Annotated in this window: 14 protein-coding genes, 1 pseudogene and 1 riboswitch; of the genes and pseudogenes, 4 read left to right on the top strand and 11 right to left on the bottom strand. The window is 65.2% G+C overall.

The annotated features are described in order from the left end of the window. Nucleotides 1-95: 95 nt before the first annotated feature. A complete protein-coding gene (locus tag BN2475_RS17420) occupies nucleotides 96-728 on the top strand; it encodes a class I SAM-dependent methyltransferase (RefSeq protein WP_094780747.1) in 633 nt (210 codons plus the stop codon). Nucleotides 729-770: 42 nt separating this feature from the next. On the opposite strand, the gene metF is transcribed toward BN2475_RS17420, so the two are convergent. The 5 genes and pseudogenes from metF to BN2475_RS35580 form a co-directional block, all read right to left on the bottom strand. Further along, nucleotides 771-1,601, bottom strand: coding sequence for a methylenetetrahydrofolate reductase [NAD(P)H] (metF, locus tag BN2475_RS17415; protein ID WP_094780746.1), 831 nt, complete (start codon nucleotides 1,599-1,601; stop codon nucleotides 771-773). 10 nt (nucleotides 1,602-1,611) lie between these two features. Next, on the bottom strand, nucleotides 1,612-1,965 hold the full coding sequence (locus BN2475_RS17410; RefSeq protein WP_094780745.1) for a phage holin family protein: 354 nt from the start codon (nucleotides 1,963-1,965) through the stop codon (nucleotides 1,612-1,614). A gap of 168 nt (nucleotides 1,966-2,133) precedes the next feature. After that, nucleotides 2,134-3,555: an adenosylhomocysteinase gene (ahcY, locus tag BN2475_RS17405; protein ID WP_094780744.1), complete on the bottom strand. Its 1,422-nt coding sequence runs from the start codon at nucleotides 3,553-3,555 to the stop codon at nucleotides 2,134-2,136. A gap of 33 nt (nucleotides 3,556-3,588) precedes the next feature. After that, nucleotides 3,589-3,726, bottom strand: a riboswitch (S-adenosyl-L-homocysteine riboswitch). Between the two features lie 186 nt (nucleotides 3,727-3,912). Beyond that, nucleotides 3,913-4,677 (bottom strand): glycosyltransferase family 2 protein, encoded by a 765-nt coding sequence (locus tag BN2475_RS17400; RefSeq protein WP_094780743.1) that lies wholly within the window; start codon nucleotides 4,675-4,677, stop codon nucleotides 3,913-3,915. A gap of 119 nt (nucleotides 4,678-4,796) precedes the next feature. Then, a pseudogene (locus BN2475_RS35580) lies at nucleotides 4,797-4,979 on the bottom strand (LrgB family protein); the annotation flags it as partial. A 102-nt stretch (nucleotides 4,980-5,081) separates the two neighbouring features. Between BN2475_RS35580 and BN2475_RS17390 the strand changes: the two are divergent. Beyond that, nucleotides 5,082-6,044, top strand: coding sequence for a LysR family transcriptional regulator (locus BN2475_RS17390; protein WP_094780741.1), 963 nt, complete (start codon nucleotides 5,082-5,084; stop codon nucleotides 6,042-6,044). Between the two features lie 244 nt (nucleotides 6,045-6,288). Here BN2475_RS17390 and BN2475_RS17380 read toward each other — a convergent pair whose 3' ends face one another. Continuing rightward, a complete protein-coding gene (locus BN2475_RS17380) occupies nucleotides 6,289-7,956 on the bottom strand; it encodes a GMC family oxidoreductase (protein ID WP_245841360.1) in 1,668 nt (555 codons plus the stop codon). 307 nt (nucleotides 7,957-8,263) lie between these two features. Here BN2475_RS17380 and BN2475_RS17375 point away from each other — a divergent pair, with 307 nt between their 5' ends. Together BN2475_RS17375 and BN2475_RS17370 are read left to right on the top strand one after the other, a co-directional pair. Then, complete coding sequence (locus BN2475_RS17375) at nucleotides 8,264-9,958, top strand: isovaleryl-CoA dehydrogenase (RefSeq protein WP_094780740.1); 1,695 nt, start codon at nucleotides 8,264-8,266, stop codon at nucleotides 9,956-9,958. Between the two features lie 96 nt (nucleotides 9,959-10,054). Then, the gene (locus BN2475_RS17370) at nucleotides 10,055-11,473 is read left to right on the top strand and encodes a coniferyl aldehyde dehydrogenase (RefSeq protein ID WP_094780739.1); all 1,419 of its coding nucleotides are present in this window, start codon (nucleotides 10,055-10,057) and stop codon (nucleotides 11,471-11,473) included. 51 nt (nucleotides 11,474-11,524) lie between these two features. Here BN2475_RS17370 and BN2475_RS17365 read toward each other — a convergent pair whose 3' ends face one another. The 5 genes from BN2475_RS17365 to fliE form a co-directional block, all read right to left on the bottom strand. Beyond that, a complete protein-coding gene (locus BN2475_RS17365) occupies nucleotides 11,525-11,884 on the bottom strand; it encodes an EscU/YscU/HrcU family type III secretion system export apparatus switch protein (RefSeq protein ID WP_094780738.1) in 360 nt (119 codons plus the stop codon). Further along, complete coding sequence (gene fliK, locus BN2475_RS17360; protein ID WP_094780737.1) at nucleotides 11,884-13,524, bottom strand: flagellar hook-length control protein FliK; 1,641 nt, start codon at nucleotides 13,522-13,524, stop codon at nucleotides 11,884-11,886. Before fliK ends, BN2475_RS17365 begins: the two co-directional genes overlap by 1 nt. Nucleotides 13,525-13,618: 94 nt before the next feature. Further along, nucleotides 13,619-13,945, bottom strand: coding sequence for a flagellar protein FliT (locus tag BN2475_RS17355; protein WP_094780736.1), 327 nt, complete (start codon nucleotides 13,943-13,945; stop codon nucleotides 13,619-13,621). Beyond that, entirely contained in the window at nucleotides 13,942-14,376 is a 435-nt protein-coding gene (gene fliS, locus BN2475_RS17350) for a flagellar export chaperone FliS (RefSeq protein ID WP_094780735.1), read from the bottom strand. Before fliS ends, BN2475_RS17355 begins: the two co-directional genes overlap by 4 nt. 227 nt (nucleotides 14,377-14,603) lie before the next feature. Beyond that, nucleotides 14,604-14,942, bottom strand: coding sequence for a flagellar hook-basal body complex protein FliE (fliE, locus tag BN2475_RS17345; RefSeq protein ID WP_094780734.1), 339 nt, complete (start codon nucleotides 14,940-14,942; stop codon nucleotides 14,604-14,606). Nucleotides 14,943-15,047: the final 105 nt, after the last annotated feature.

Genomic DNA, 15,047 nt, shown 5'->3' with positions numbered 1-15,047 from the left:
CGTTACGCAACGCGCTAGCGCACGCCCGCCGTCGTCTTTTTTGAAATAGCCGATGCGCAATAATGGCCAATTCAGGTGATCTCTCAATTGACAGCATGACCTTGTATCAATTCACCAACAACTGGTTCGACACCGTCGCGAAAGGCCTGTGGGATCAGTTTATGGCGCGTTACGCGCCGGCCAGGATTCTCGAAATCGGCTCGTACGAAGGCGCAAGCGCGTGCTATCTGATCGACACACTGGCGCCCCATCATCCGGTCGAGCTGCATTGCATCGACAGTTGGGAGGGCGGCCTGGAACACCAGGCGGAGGGAGTCTCGCCGGCCGACATGGCTGCGGTCGAGTCGCGCTTTCATCACAACGTGACGCAGTCGGCCGGTCAGCATGCCGGGCGCGCCAAGGTCGTGGTGCACAAGGGCTACTCGGATGAATGCCTCGCGCGTTTGATCGCCGAGGGCAAAAAGGGCTATTTCGACTTCGTGTATGTCGACGGTTCGCACCAGGCGGCGGACGTACTGGCGGATGCCGTGCTCGGTTTCAAGCTGTTGAAGGTCGGCGGTGTCATCGCATTCGACGACTACCTGTGGTCGGAACAGTTGCCAACCGGCAAAGACCCGCTGCGCTGTCCGAAGCCCGCGATCGACGCGTTCGTCAATCTGAACTGCCGCAAGCTGGACGTGCTGTCCGCACCGTTGTACCAGCTTTACGTGCGCAAGCTGGCGGACTAGGCCGCGCGGCCGTTGCAGCCGCGCGGTGTTGGACTCACTGGACTACACGCCCAGCCGTTCGCAAATCGCCTTGGTCGCCGCGGCGCCGTTCAGCGTGTAGAAATGCAGGCCCGGCACCTTTGCGTCGATCAGCCGCTTGCACAGGTCCGTCACCACGTCCAGCCCGAACGCGCGAATCGACTCGCGGTCGTCGCCGAAACTTTCCAGCCGGCGCGCAATCCAGCGCGGCACTTCGGCGCCACACATCTCCGAAAAACGCATTAGCTGCGAGAAGTTCGTGATCGGCATGATGCCCGGCACGATTGGCACTTCCACGCCGAGCTTGCGCGCGTCGTCGACGAAGCGGAAATACGCGTCCGCGTTGAAGAAGTATTGCGTGATCGCCGAATTGGCGCCGGCCTTCACCTTGCGGGCGAAGTTTTCCAGGTCGTGACGCGGCGAACGCGACTGCGGATGATATTCCGGATAGCCGGCCACCTCGATCCAGAACCAGTCGCCGAACTCGGCGCGGATAAAGCTCACCAGTTCCGACGCATAGCGCAATTCGCCGACTGCGCCCATGCCCGACGGCAGATCGCCGCGCAGCGCCACGATGTGGCGAATGCCATGCGCGCGATACTGATTGAGGATCGCGCGCAGGCTCTCTTTCGACGAGCCGATGCACGACAGGTGCGGTGCTGCCTCGAGCCCTTCCTTCGCCATCTCGACGACGGTATCGAGCGTGCCCTGTTGCGTCGAGCCGCCGGCGCCGAACGTGACGGACACGAACTTCGGTTTGAGCAATGCGAGTTGGGCGCGCGTGGCGCGCAGCTTGTCGACGGCTTCCTGCGTTTTCGGCGGGAAGAATTCGAATGAAAGTTCGATTGGATTCATAGTCAAAAGGTCAACCTAGACTGCGGTTGCCAAAAACAAGCGCGGACAGCAGCCACGAAACGATGCTGTACAGAATGGAGCCGAAGAACGCCGACCAGAAACCCGACACTTCGAAGCCCTTCAGCAGCGACGCGCACAGCCAGAAGCACAGCGCATTGACCACCAGAATGAAGAGACCGAGCGTGACGATCGTGACAGGCAGCGTCAACAGGATCAGCACCGGCCGCAGCACCGTGTTGATCAATCCGAGCACCACCGCGACGATCAGGGCGGTGCCGAAATTGCGGATGTGGATCGACGGCACGATGTAGGTAATGATCAGCAGCGCGAGCGCGTTGATCAGCCAGGTCAGCAGCAGGGTCATGTAGAGCTCCTCGTAGCAGTATGTCCGTCAATCGAAAAAAGGCGGGCATGGCGAACCAGGCGGCGCATTGCGCGCCGCCCCGTGGTCAGACTGTCATGCCGTGACGACCGGCCGCGTGCCCGGCGTACCGGACGCACGCAGCGAGGCGCGCATGCCTCGCCCGCGTGCTTAGTAGCGGTAGTGGTTCGGCTTGAACGGACCGTTCTTGTCGACGCCGATGTAGCCTGCCTGCGCGTCCGACAGCACGGTCAGGTTCGCGCCGATGCGCGCGAGATGCAGGCGCGCGACCTTCTCGTCCAGATGCTTCGGCAGCACGTACACCTTGTTCTCGTACTGCTTGCCTTGCGTGAACAGCTCGATCTGCGCGAGCGTCTGGTTCGTGAACGAGTTCGACATCACGAACGACGGATGGCCCGTCGCGCAACCCAGGTTCACGAGGCGGCCTTCGGCCAGCAGGATCACGCGCTTGCCGTCCGGGAAAATGATGTGGTCGACTTGCGGCTTGATGTTGTCCCACTGGTACTGGCGGGTCGACGCGACGTCGATTTCCGAGTCGAAGTGACCGATGTTGCAGACGATCGCGTTATGGCGCATCGCCTTCATGTGATCGTGGTTGATCACGTGGTAGTTGCCGGTGGCCGTCACGAAGATGTCGGCCTTGTCGGCCGCGTATTCCATCGTCACGACGCGGTAGCCTTCCATCGCGGCCTGCAGTGCGCAGATCGGATCGATTTCGGTGACCCACACGGTCGCGCCCAGACCGCGCAGCGATTGCGCGCAGCCCTTGCCCACGTCGCCGTAACCAGCGACGACCGCGATCTTGCCCGCGATCATCACGTCGGTCGCGCGCTTGATGCCGTCGACCAGCGACTCGCGGCAGCCGTACAGATTGTCGAACTTCGACTTGGTGACCGAGTCGTTGACGTTGATCGCCGGGAACGGCAGGCGGCCTTCCTTTTCCATCTGATACAGACGGTGCACGCCGGTGGTGGTTTCTTCCGTCACGCCCTGGATGTGCGCGAGACGCGTGGAGTACCAGGTCGGGTCCGCGTCGAGGTGCCGGGCGATCGATTTGTACAGCGCGACTTCTTCTTCGTTGGTCGGCTTGGCGATCACCGAACGGTCTTTCTCGGCCTTCGAGCCGAGGATCAGCAGCAACGTGGCGTCGCCGCCGTCGTCGAGGATCATGTTGGCGAATTCGCCATTCGGCCATTCGAAGATGCGGTGCGAGAATTCCCAGTATTCGTCGAGCGATTCGCCCTTGAACGCGAACACCGGCGTGCCGGCTTTGGCGATGGCGGCGGCGGCGTGATCCTGGGTCGAGAAGATGTTGCACGATGCCCACCGGACGTCGGCGCCAAGCGCGGTCAGCGTCTCGATCAGCACGCCAGTCTGGATGGTCATGTGCAGCGAACCGGCGATGCGCGCGCCCTTCAGCGGCTGCTGCGCCTTGTACTCTTCACGCGTTTGCACGAGGCCGGGCATTTCCGTCTCGGCGATGTCGAGTTCCTTGCGCCCCCAGTCGGCGAGCGACATGTCGGCAACGACGTAATCTTTGGAAGCTTGCGAATCGATAACTGCGGCGTTCATCACGCCCTCCTTTCTAAGAAATTGACTAGAAATTTGACGTGAGCGCGGTTCGATGCGGTGGATAGGACAGCGCTTTTGCGCATCCGGGCCCTCCGATTGAAGCCTTCGAGCCTGGCGGGCGGCCGGCGAATATGCGGATTCGCGGTACCCGTCGCAACGCTCCTCGAAGACGAAGGGCGATTGTAGCAAATCGAGATGGCTTCGGGGCGTGGATCGGATTTTCGAAGCGGCGGGATTCGGCGGGTGGAGACCGGCCGCGACCGGGCGTCTCGCGGTGATTGGCTGACGCTTATGCAGCGCTTTTTACGCCGCGTTCTTTTTACGCCGCGTTATGCGGAGCAACCTGTGCGGCAGGCGTCAGCCATCAATCACCCTGGCCGCGCGCAATTGCTTGACGCCCGCCCGAGCGGTGTCGAGGAACTGCCTGGAGAAGCGGAACGCATCGGCGACATCGGCGGGGGGCGGGATCTGCAGTCCCAGTGCGACGCGGAAGAAGCGTTCGGCGTGGATGCCCGTGTGGTAGTGCATACGCACGCGCTTCACGTCGTCCAGACGCGGGTTGCCGAAAATCTCGCGTAGCGCCCACGAAAACGCGCCATCTTCACCGCCGATGCGGCGAAACGCGTCGTCCATCGGAAAGCCGCCAAGTGCGGCGTAGGCCGCGCGGCGGATGATCAGGCTGCTCGGCACCGTATTGCTGAGCGTCGCCGCATGTAAGGCGAAGTCGGGGTGAGCGGTAAGCTCGGCGGGAAAGCCGGTGTAGTCGACGTCGAGCCGCACCGAGACTTCCGTGGGATTGTGCGCGAGGAACGCGCTGGCCGCGGCCAACGCGCCGGGCAGGTATTCGTCGTCGGCGTCGAGGAACGCCAACAGATCGTGCGATGCATGCAGCGCGCCCCAGTTGCGCGCCCGCGCCGCGCCACCGTTGTAAGGCATGCGCAGCAGGCCGATGCGCGGGTCGAGACGGCCGTAGTGGGCGACGATGTCCGCGGAGGCATCGGTCGAGCCGTCGTCCACCACGACGATCTGCGCCGCTGCGGGCTGGATCCGGCAACTTTCCAGCGCACGCGCGAGCGTCGCCGCGCCGTTGTAGCAGGGAATGATGATCGAAATGGGCGTCATGGAGCGAAGTGCGCGGGGCCAACGGTGAGAACCGTTGATCTTATCCGGTTTTTGGCGTCGGCTGTCCTGAAATGGGCGACGGGGTTGGGCGTGTGGACCGATCGGCGCACGCCGGCGCGCGTGAGATCGTTCGGCGCGTAAATCAAGCCGGAGACGGCGCACGCGAACGGCGCCGACACCGAACGGGCCATCAGGCTGCGTTGCAACTCCGACGACAGACGCAGCAGTTGCGCGAGCATCAGGGAGCCGCCGACCGCGACCACGATTCCCGCCATCACGCCGACAGTCAGTGAAATGTCGTGCCCTTACGGCAGTTCGCTGTATTCATAGGCACACCGCAATATAAACACGATGACTTACAATCACTCAAGTCATTCCAATTTGGAATTCTGGGAGCCCGGATCGTGGAATTACGTGCGCTGCGGTATTTCGTCGAAGTGGTTCGCCAGCAGAGCTTCACCGTCGCCGCCGAGCAGATGTTCGTCACGCAGCCGACCATCAGCAAGATGGTCAAGTCGCTGGAGGACGAGATCGGTTCGCCGCTGCTGTTGCGCGACGGGCGTCAGATGGTACTCACCGATGTCGGCCGGATCGTCTATCAACGCGGTCAGGATGTGCTGGCGGCGCACGCGCAACTCCAGGCCGAACTGAACGATCTCGACACGCTCGGCCGCGGCGAACTGACCATCGGCATTCCGCCCATGGGCGGTGCGCTGTTCACTCCGGCCATCGCCGCGTTCCGTCAGCGTTATCCGAAGATCGAGCTGAAGTTGTTCGAACAGGGCTCGCGTGCGATCGAGGCGGCGCTGATCAACGGCGAGCTCGAATTGGGCGGCGTGCTGCAACCAGTCGATCCGGAAAATATCGACGTATTGCCGATGACGCGCCAATTGCTGTGGCTCGTCGCGCGGACTGGTTCGCGGTGGGATCGCCTGCACGAGGTGTCGCTTGCCGAGCTCGCCAGCGAACCGTTTGTGTTCTACGGCGAGAGTCTCGCGCTCAACGACGTGGTGTTGAAGGCATGCCGCGCGGCCGGTTTTGCGCCGACCATCGTCGGGCGAAGCGGGCATTGGGATTTCATGGCGGCGCTGGTACTGGCCGGCGTCGGCATCGCGCTGCTGCCGGCGCCGTACTGCCGCCGGCTCGATCCTGCGCAGTTCACCTGTCTGCCGGTCGTCGATCCGGAAATTCCGTGGGAAATGGCGATTGGCTGGCGCCGCAACGGTTATCTGTCGCACGCCGCCCGCGCATGGCTCGAGGTTGCCCGGGAGGCGCTGCCGGGGCAGGCTGGCGACGATTTCATGCTGGCGCCCGGCCTCGGTGTGGCTGGTATTACGGTGCAGACGCCGACGCCGTCCGACGAGTGACATTTCGCAGGCTGACTGTCCGCCCGCGCTGGCTGTATGGCTGTATGGCTGTATGGCTGTATGGCTGTATGGCTGTATGGCTGCATGGCTGCTTGGCTGCTTGGCTGCTTGGCTGCTTGGCTGCTTGGCTGCCTGGCTGCCTGGCTGCCTGGCTGCATCGCTGCATCGCTGCATCGCTGCATCGCTGCCTGGCCGCCTGGCCGCCTGGCAGGTCGGCAGGTCGGCTACCCGCCCGACCACAGCCTCAAGCCACCGACGCAGCCCGTCCCGCCACCCCACCGAAGTCCGCTTGCGTCGTGTTCAACACCGCCGGCCCGTCGCGACGGCTAGTCGCGATCAACTCGGCCGCGCGTTCGCCGATCATCACGGTCGGCGCATTGGTGTTGCCGCCGATCAGCGTCGGCATCACCGACGCATCGACGATCCGCAGCCCGGTCACGCCGCGCACCCGCAGTTGCGGATCGACCACCGAACGCGCATCGCCGCCCATCCGGCAGGTTGCCACCGGGTGATAGATCGTGTCGGCGTGCTCGGCGATGGTCCGGCGCAACTCCGCGTCCGACTGCCGGGCATGCGTGTACAGCTCGGCGCCACCATGCAGCGCGAGCGACGGCGCATCGAGAATGCGCCGCGCCATCTTCACGCCGTCCACCAGCAGATCGAGATCGCGCGCATCGCTCAAAAAACGCGGATCGATCACCGGCGCCGTGCGCGCATCGGCGCTCGCCAGCGTCACCGCACCGCGGCTGTATGGCCGCAACACGCATACGTGCAGCGAATAGCCATGGCCCCAATGCATGTGACGGTTGTGATCGTCGACGATGGCCGCGCAGAAATGCAGTTGCAGATCCGGCCGATCCAGTGTCGGCCGGCTCTTCAGAAAGCCGCCCGCCTCGGCGACGTTGCTCGACAGCATGCCGCGCCCGTGACGCATGAAGGTGACGAATTGCGGCAGCATCCGCGCGATGCCGCGCACCGAAAACCCGGTCGGCTCGATCGACGACACCCGCTTGTTGATCGTGAAATCGATGTGATCGATCAGGTTCTGGCCGACCTCCGGTGCATCGTGCAGCACGCCGATGCCAAGCGACTGCAGATGCGCCGCCGGCCCGATGCCCGAGCACATCAGCAGTTGCGGTGAATTGAACGCGCCCGCTGCCAACACCACCTCGGCGCGCGCCTCCAGCGTCTCGGTGCGCCCTCCGCGCACGATCTCCACGCCACTCGCGCGCTTGCCGTCGAAGCTCACGCGCAGCACGGTGGCATCGGCGATCGTGTGCAGGTTGGCACGCGTGCGATCGTAGATATAAGCGCGTGCGACGCTGCAACGGCGTCCGTCGCGCTGCGTCACCTGATAGAAGCCCACGCCTTCCTGATCCGCGCCGTTGAAATCGCGATTCGCTTTGTAGCCGGCTTCGAGTGCCGCCTGCACGAAGCGCTTCGAAAACGGATTCTGGAAGCGCAGATCGGCAACAGTCAGCGGACCGGCGTCACCGTGCCACGCATCGGCGCCGCGCTCGTTGCCTTCAGCACGGCGAAAGTACGGTAGCACTTCGTCCCACGACCAACCATCGCAGCCGAGCCGCGCCCATTCGTCGTAATCGAGCGGATGGCCGCGCGTGTAGATCATCGCGTTGATCGCACTCGATCCGCCGAAGCCACGCCCGCGCGGCTGATAGCCTTGCCGGCCGCCAAGCCCCGGCTGCGGCGTGGTCAGATAGCCGTAGTTGGTCTTGAGCTTGTTCGGCACCACGGCCGCCACGCCGACCGGCATGTTCACGAGCAGATTGCGATCGGTGTGCGGACCGGCTTCGATCAGCGCGATCGTTGCCTCGGGGCAGCTGTCCGCGAGACGGCTCGCAAGCGAGCAACCGCCCGAGCCCGCCCCGACGACGATGTAGTCGTATTGCATCCGCTCCTCCTGATGGGTCGCGTTGCTCGCGAACCCTGTCTCGTGCACACTTGTCTACGTGTGTTGTTCCGGCATTGTAGGGAGCGATCCCAGCCCGCGGCGAGATCGCGCCAGAACGATTCCTCTAAACGCGAGCGCCGTCCCAACCCTATGATGAACGACGCGCGTGCGGCCGCCGGCCGGCCGCGCAGCGCATTCAGGCATCGCGTGGCACGCGCCCTCCCCCCAGCGTGCGGCACGACACGCGGCGATCCAACGATACACCGTCGATCAGCACCGGCGAGCCCGCGGCGAACGGAGACAGCAGATGGAACGGCATGCCTTTGGCGAGACCCACGAGGTGACGAATCAGGTTCCGCCGCTAGCGGACTACAACCTCTTTTCCACCGACACCGCATTGTCCACGGCGCTCGAACGCGACGGTGCGCTCTGGCATCGCGACGCGCTGCTGCGAGACGGCGCGGCGCTCACCACACCGGACACGCTCGCGCTGGCCGAACTGGCCAACCGCCATACGCCCGAGCTGTTCACACATAGCCCGCGCGGCGAGCGCATCGACGCGCTGGAGTTTCATCCTGCATGGCATACGCTGCTTTCGCTCCTGCGTCGCGAAGGTCTGCACGCGCTGCCGTTTTCCGATCCGCGCGACGGCGCGATGGTCGCGCGCTGCGCCGGCTATTTTCTGCATGCGCAACTCGAATCAGGCTCGCTCTGTCCGCTGACGATGACCTTCGCCAGCATTCCGGTGCTGCAACGCGAACCGGCTCTGTTCGACACGCTGCGCGACAAGCTCTACTCGCGCGAGCACGATCCGCGCGACGTGCCGCTCACGCAAAAGCAATCCGCGATGATCGGCATGGGCATGACCGAGAAGCAAGGCGGCTCGGATGTGCGCAGCAATCAGACCCACGCGCATGCGCTCGCCGCCGGCGGCCGCGACGGCGCATACCGGCTCGTCGGCCACAAGTGGTTTTTCTCCGCGCCGCAATGTGACGCGCACCTCGTGCTCGCGCGCACCGACGATCACGCGAGCCTGTCATGCTTCTACGTGCCGCGCTTCGCACCGGACGGCAAGAAGAACGCGGTGCAAATCCAGCGTCTGAAAGACAAACTCGGCAACCGCTCGAATGCCAGCAGCGAGGTCGAGTTCCTCGACGCGTTCGGCATCATGATCGGCGAAGAGGGACGCGGCGTGCCGACCATCATCGAAATGGCGAACTACACCCGGCTCGATTGCGTGATCGGCAGCGCGGCATTGATGCGCGCGGCACTGGTGCAGGCGATCCATCACACGCGTCATCGCAGCGCGTTTGGCCGGCAGCTCGTCGATCAGCCGCTGATGCGCAACGTGCTGGCCGATCTGGCGTTGGAGTCGGAGGCCGCGACCGTGCTGTTTATGCGCCTGGCGCGCGCTTTCGAGGCATCCGGTGATGCCTCGTCCGCGTCAGCGACCTCACCCGTCGAGCGCGCATGGCGGCGCATCGTTACGCCGGCCGCGAAGTACTGGGTCTGCAAGCGCGCGCTGGAATTCACCGGCGAGGCAATGGAAGTGTGGGGCGGCAACGGCTACGTCGAAACCGGTCCGATGGCGCGCTTCTATCGTGAAGCGCCAGTGAATTCGATCTGGGAAGGCTCCGGCAACGTGATGTGCCTCGACGTACTGCGCGCGATGGAGCGTGAGCCGGAATCAGCGCAAGCGTTGTTCGCCGCGTGGCAGGCGGATGCGCACGCCGATCCGGCGTTGTGCGCCGCACTCGGCAGGTTCACCGCCACGCTCAAGGCGCCAGCGGAGCAGCGCGAAAGCTCGGCGCGGCGGATCGCACAGCAAATCGTGCTGATCGCGCAGGCCGCCTTGCTCATCCAGCACGCTCCCGCTGAGGTCGCGGATGCGTTCATCGCGACGCGTCTGGCCGATGGCTGCGGCCAAAGCGGCCGCGTATACGGCACGCTCCCAGCCACGTTCGACCACGCGGCGATCATCGAACGGGCGTTTTCCGTGTGAGATGCGGGTACGCCCGGGCGCAGCAGCCACCAATCACATAAACGCAACATAAGCTCGACCCAACGCGCACCGTCATCCAGCAGAGAGTGGACACACATGAAGAACGATTTGTCAGAGGTCGCCGCGCTCGAAGCGCTGCTGCGCGACCAACGCCATGCATATTTACGCGCGCCGTATTCGTCATGGGAGACGCGCGCCACGCATCTGCGCGCGTTGCGCAAAGTCATGCTCGACCATCGCGACGAACTCGCCGGTGCGATGAACGCCGATTTCGGCAATCGCGCGAAACAGGAAGTGTTGCTGGCCGAATTCCTGCTGGTGAAGGAGGAAATCGACGCCGCGCTCAGACACGGCAAGCGCTGGATGAAAGCGCAGCGCCGCAGCACCAACAAATGGCTGCTGCCGGCACGCGCGAAAGTCGTGCCGCAGCCGCTCGGCGTGGTCGGCATCATCGTGCCGTGGAATTATCCGGTGCTGCTTGCCGTCGGACCGCTGATCAGCGCGTTGACGGCCGGCAATCGCGCGATCATCAAGATGTCCGAACTCACGCCGCGCACGTCGGCGCTGTTCGAGCAGCTGATCGGCCGGACCTTCGCTCGCGATCACGTCGCGGTGGTGAACGGCGACGCCACGCTCGCCGCCGCGTTCAGTGCGCAGCCGTTCGATCATCTGCTGTTCACCGGTTCGACCAAGGTTGGTCATGAAGTGATGCGCGCGGCCGCCGAGCACCTGACGCCGGTCACGTTGGAGCTCGGCGGCAAGTCGCCGGCGATCATCGGTACGCATGCGCGCTTCGACAACGCAGTCGATAACCTCGTGGCCGGCAAGACGCTCAACGCGGGCCAAACCTGCATCGCACCGGACTACGTGCTGGTGCCGCGCGGCAAGGAGCAGGCGTTCATCAAACGGGCGCGCACGCGGATGGCGAAGATGTACCCGCGTTTCGCGAACAACCCGGACTACACGTCGATTATTTCGGCGCGCCATTTCGCACGCCTCGAACGCCTCATCGACGAAGCCCAGGCCGCCGGCGCGCAACTGCATGCGCTCACCGACGCCGCGCCCGATCCGGCGAGCCGCCGCTTCCCGCTGATCGCGCTCACGAACGCACCGGACGACTGCGCGCTGATGCAGGAGGAAATCTTCGGGCCGCTGCTGCCACTCGTGCCCTACGACACGCTCGACGACGCGATCGCGTGGATCAACGCGCGCCCTCGCCCGCTCGCGTTGTATCTGTACGCCGACGACGCCGCCACGATCGAACGCGTCACGCACGAGACGATTGCCGGCGGCATGGCGGTCAACGAAACGCTGATGCATCTGGCGTGCGAGAGTCTGCCGTTCGGGGGCGTCGGCGCAAGCGGGATGGGCGCATATCACGGCTATGAAGGCTTCGTAACGTTCTCGAAGATGAAGCCGGTGCTGACGCAGGCGCGGCTGAATGCGCGCGGCTGGATCTCGCCGCCGTATGGCAAGCGGGTCAATGCGTTGCTGAAACTGATGATGCGCTTCTGACGGGATCGGACGGCGGCACGATCACACCACGCCACCACGCCACCATGGCGCTCAGCGCGCCGCGCTGCCGCTGGTGACGTCGGTGGCCACCACGTCGGTGACATCCTGCGCGGTTGCGTTGGCGTCGTGTGCCGGTTGATCCTCGGCGCCGCTTTCCAGCCGATGCAGCCACGCGAGCAATTCCGCCACCGCCTGATACAACTGCGGCGGGATGCGCGCGTCGAGGTCCACCTGCATCAGCAGCGACACCATCTCGGGCGCTTCGTGAACATACAGACCCGCTTCCTTGGCCCGCTGCACGATCATCTCGGCCAGTAGGCCGTAGCCTTTGGCGACCACGCGCGGTGCGGGCTCGCCGTTTTGGGCGTCGTAGACGAGCGCGGCCGCGCTGCGGCGATGCGTGCGGCTCATCAGATGTCCCACTCGAAGTCATCGCGCCGCCCGGCTCGCGCGCTGCCAACGCGGGTGGCACGACGGGCGGCCGTGGCCTCGTTGGCCGCCGCGCCGGTGGAAGCCGCCGAAGCGGAAGAAGCCGCGGCAGCCGACGCAGCCGTAGCCGCTGAAGCGGAAGAAGTCGCGGCGGCCGACGCAGCCGCTGTCGCCACCGACGCCGACCGCGCATACGCCGAAGCCGCCGCCTGCGCGTCCGCCGCGCTGGCCGCAGTGGCCGGTACACCACCGCCGATCTCGCGAATCGTCAGGCCGCTGAGTTCGATGCCCGCCGCCGCGAGCCGCTGACGGAAACTCTCGCCCTGCATCGCCAGCCGTGCCGCACCGCCCGGACTCGCCTGCACGCGCGCCGCGAGCCGCGTGCCGGTCAGCGTCAATTCCGCATCGACGGTGCCGAGCGTCGGCAACGACAACGTCAGACGCGTGCGCCACGGATGGTCGTCCTCACTGGCGATGCCCCCGCCACTGCGGTCCCACTCGTCACCGTCCTGCTCGATGGTCCAGTCGAGCCGCGCGCCCGGCCACGCTTCGCCGGTCCAGCGAAACTGCCCGGTCGCGAGCAGATCCAGCTGCTGACGCACCAGCGGCACGGTCGCGGGATGCACGGCGGCTGCCGTCGATGGCGAATTCTGCGGCGAACCGGCGTCGGCCGGTTGCGCTGCCGCACTGTGCAGGCTCGCGTGCGTGGGCTGACTGTTCAGGTCCGACACGGAACTGGCCAACACCTCGCCGGCCACGAAACGCGCGGCCTGCGCGGTGAGGATCGATGGCAGCGCGCGTGCGGCAGGGCCGTTGTTGTCGGCCGCGCCGGTTTGCAGACCGCTCTGCATTGCGTTTTGCACCCCGTTCTGCGCCGCGCCCATGCCCGCCTGCCGCGTGGCGCCACTTGGGGCGGCGGCGTCGTCGGCCTGGTTAGTCCAGTCGGGCGGCAATTGCGTGGCAGCGGCCACCAGCCGGTTTTGCGGTTCGCCCGCGAGGGTCGCCGGCGCACGCTGACCGGCTAGCCACGCCGCGAGATGGGCTTCGTAGAACAGGCCACTGTCGCTGACCGTCTGCTCGAGTGCGACGGCAAGCGCCGCAACCGGCACTTGGGCGGGCGCCACATTGGCGGTGCCCGTGGCACTCGTGGCACTCGCAGCACTCGTGGCACTCGCGGCACTCATGGCACTCATGGCACTCATGGCACTCATGGCACTCGCGGCACTCGCGGCACTCGCGGCACCGGTGGCAGCTGCGGCACCCGTGGCAGCCGGGTTGGCGTTTGCAGCGGCAGACGTGGCAGGCGTATCGAACAGCGCCAGGCCGTCAACTTCGATATCGAGCGCCGGCGCGGCTGGCCAGATCGGCGTCTGGCCGAGCACGGCGGGCGTCGCCTCGCCGCCCGCATGCGCGATCGCATTGAGCGTCAGCGCGACGGCGGACAGTGCGGTTTGTGCGGACGGCGGCGGCGCAGGCGGCGCAACGGTGGGTGTGGTGGTCGGCGCGGTATCGACGCCCGCCGCGCCGGTCTGCGAGGTGGTCGCGCTCCCCGGCGCGATGTTGAGCAAACTGTCGACCCGGCTCGAGAGCACCGAAGCGATGGCCGTGTCGATTCCGTTCATGCCGATTCCTTGGTCACATTGGCGGCAGCGCGCCCACGTTCCGCATCAGTCCATGCGGTCGGGCGCGGCAGCCGCATGCGGCGCGCGGGCACGCTCAGCGCGTGCCGTACAGTTCCTTGAGCACGCGTGTCGGCCGGCCGGCGAACAGCGCCGACAGATTGGCCATGCGCGGATTCGCCAGATCGCGGATAGCGGCGTCGTCCGCAAGGATCTGGCGGATCAGCGCGTATTTGCGCAGGCGCTCGGCCTCGTCGAGCTTGACACCGGCGTCGGCTTCCTTCAGCGCCTCCACCAGTTGCCGGTATTGCTCCTGCAAGTCGACCAGATCATTCCACCGTGCGCGCCGGGCAGCCATCAGCATGCGGCAGGAAATCGCTGCGACCGCTTCGTAGCGGGCAAAATAGTCTGCGTTCGATGTCATCTCATGCTTTCCGCGGCTGGCTGGGCTGCCATTCGCGCGATCTCAGGGGCAATCCCGACCCATGCTTCTTCGAGCGTCGCCAGCAGGCCGTCGACTTCGACCAGCATCGCCTCGCTCTGTTTGGTATTGGCTTCGAGCAGCCGTCGCGCCATGTAGCTGTATAGCGCGCTCAACCGCTCCGCAATCTCGCCGCCCGCCTCGAGGTTGAGCGACTGCTGCAGCCCGCTTTCAACGATGCGAATCGCCTTGCTGATGGCGATGCCGCGATCGGACACATTGCCTTGCTGCAAATGCATACGAGCCTGCGCGATAGCCTGCCTGGCACCCTGGTACAGCATCACGATCAGTCGATGCGGACTTGCGCCCATCACCCCTGTCTCGACACCGACGCGTGCGTACGCGCTGGCTCCAGCGTGTCCTGGGGAAAACATCGGCGCTCCTCCTCTCATACAGACTGCGGTTTGGTCGTGGCGTTGCCGTCCGGGACGCCGCGGCGCGCCGGAGTAAGCCTGTACCCGGGTTATCGGATATGCATCGACAAAGCTTTAGGCCGATGTAAGGAGGATTAAGGGCATATCGGGCACCGGTCAGCGCGTGCGGCACGCATGCAGATTCACGCAAGGCGGGCAGCGCGAGCGGCGCGCCGTCCGCGCTCCGTTCAGACCGACATCTGCGCGATCTCGTTGTAGGCGCTCACCAGCTTGTTGCGCACCTGCAGGCCGAACTGGAAACCGACGTTAGCCTTCTGCATGTCGACCATGACGTCGTTCAGCGAGACGTTCGCCGAACCCAGCTCGAACGCCTGCGATTCGCTCACCGCGGTCTTCTGATCGTTGCTGATCTTGTCGAGCGAATCCTTCAGCGCCGACGCAAAGCCGCCGGCGGTCGCCGCACCGGACTCGCCGGCCGCCGCCGGGCTGGTGCCGCCGGCCGCCTGCGCCGCCATCGACTGCAGCTGTTGCAGCGCCGACGACAGCGCGTTCACGGGCATGGTCATGTTCTCTCCGTTAAATGAATGACCGGCGCGTACAGCCGTACCGATCTGACCGAAAGCATAGCAGCGCCCCCATTTGGACAGCCCCGAAAGTAGGGGGGAAACCCG

This window comes from Paraburkholderia ribeironis, from assembly GCF_900019265.1.
Classification (GTDB): Bacteria; Pseudomonadota; Gammaproteobacteria; order Burkholderiales; family Burkholderiaceae; genus Paraburkholderia; species Paraburkholderia ribeironis.
This window is presented reverse-complemented; position numbering and strand designations above follow the sequence as displayed.

Excerpts from the sequence above, each read along its gene's own strand:
- fliE (WP_094780734.1), bottom strand. The coding sequence starts at position 14,942 with ATGACCATGCCCGTGAACGCGCTGTCGTCGGCGCTGCAACAGCTGCAG.
- BN2475_RS17380 (WP_245841360.1), bottom strand. The coding sequence starts at position 7,956 with ATGCAATACGACTACATCGTCGTCGGGGCGGGCTCGGGCGGTTGCTCG.
- fliK (WP_094780737.1), bottom strand. The coding sequence starts at position 13,524 with ATGAACGGAATCGACACGGCCATCGCTTCGGTGCTCTCGAGCCGGGTC.
- BN2475_RS17375 (WP_094780740.1), top strand. The coding sequence starts at position 8,264 with ATGGAACGGCATGCCTTTGGCGAGACCCACGAGGTGACGAATCAGGTT.
- BN2475_RS17400 (WP_094780743.1), bottom strand. The coding sequence starts at position 4,677 with ATGACGCCCATTTCGATCATCATTCCCTGCTACAACGGCGCGGCGACG.
- BN2475_RS17365 (WP_094780738.1), bottom strand. The coding sequence starts at position 11,884 with ATGAGCCGCACGCATCGCCGCAGCGCGGCCGCGCTCGTCTACGACGCC.
- BN2475_RS17410 (WP_094780745.1), bottom strand. The coding sequence starts at position 1,965 with ATGACCCTGCTGCTGACCTGGCTGATCAACGCGCTCGCGCTGCTGATC.
- BN2475_RS17355 (WP_094780736.1), bottom strand. The coding sequence starts at position 13,945 with ATGACATCGAACGCAGACTATTTTGCCCGCTACGAAGCGGTCGCAGCG.
- fliS (WP_094780735.1), bottom strand. The coding sequence starts at position 14,376 with ATGTTTTCCCCAGGACACGCTGGAGCCAGCGCGTACGCACGCGTCGGT.
- metF (WP_094780746.1), bottom strand. The coding sequence starts at position 1,601 with ATGAATCCAATCGAACTTTCATTCGAATTCTTCCCGCCGAAAACGCAG.
- BN2475_RS17370 (WP_094780739.1), top strand. The coding sequence starts at position 10,055 with ATGAAGAACGATTTGTCAGAGGTCGCCGCGCTCGAAGCGCTGCTGCGC.
- ahcY (WP_094780744.1), bottom strand. The coding sequence starts at position 3,555 with ATGAACGCCGCAGTTATCGATTCGCAAGCTTCCAAAGATTACGTCGTT.
- BN2475_RS17420 (WP_094780747.1), top strand. The coding sequence starts at position 96 with ATGACCTTGTATCAATTCACCAACAACTGGTTCGACACCGTCGCGAAA.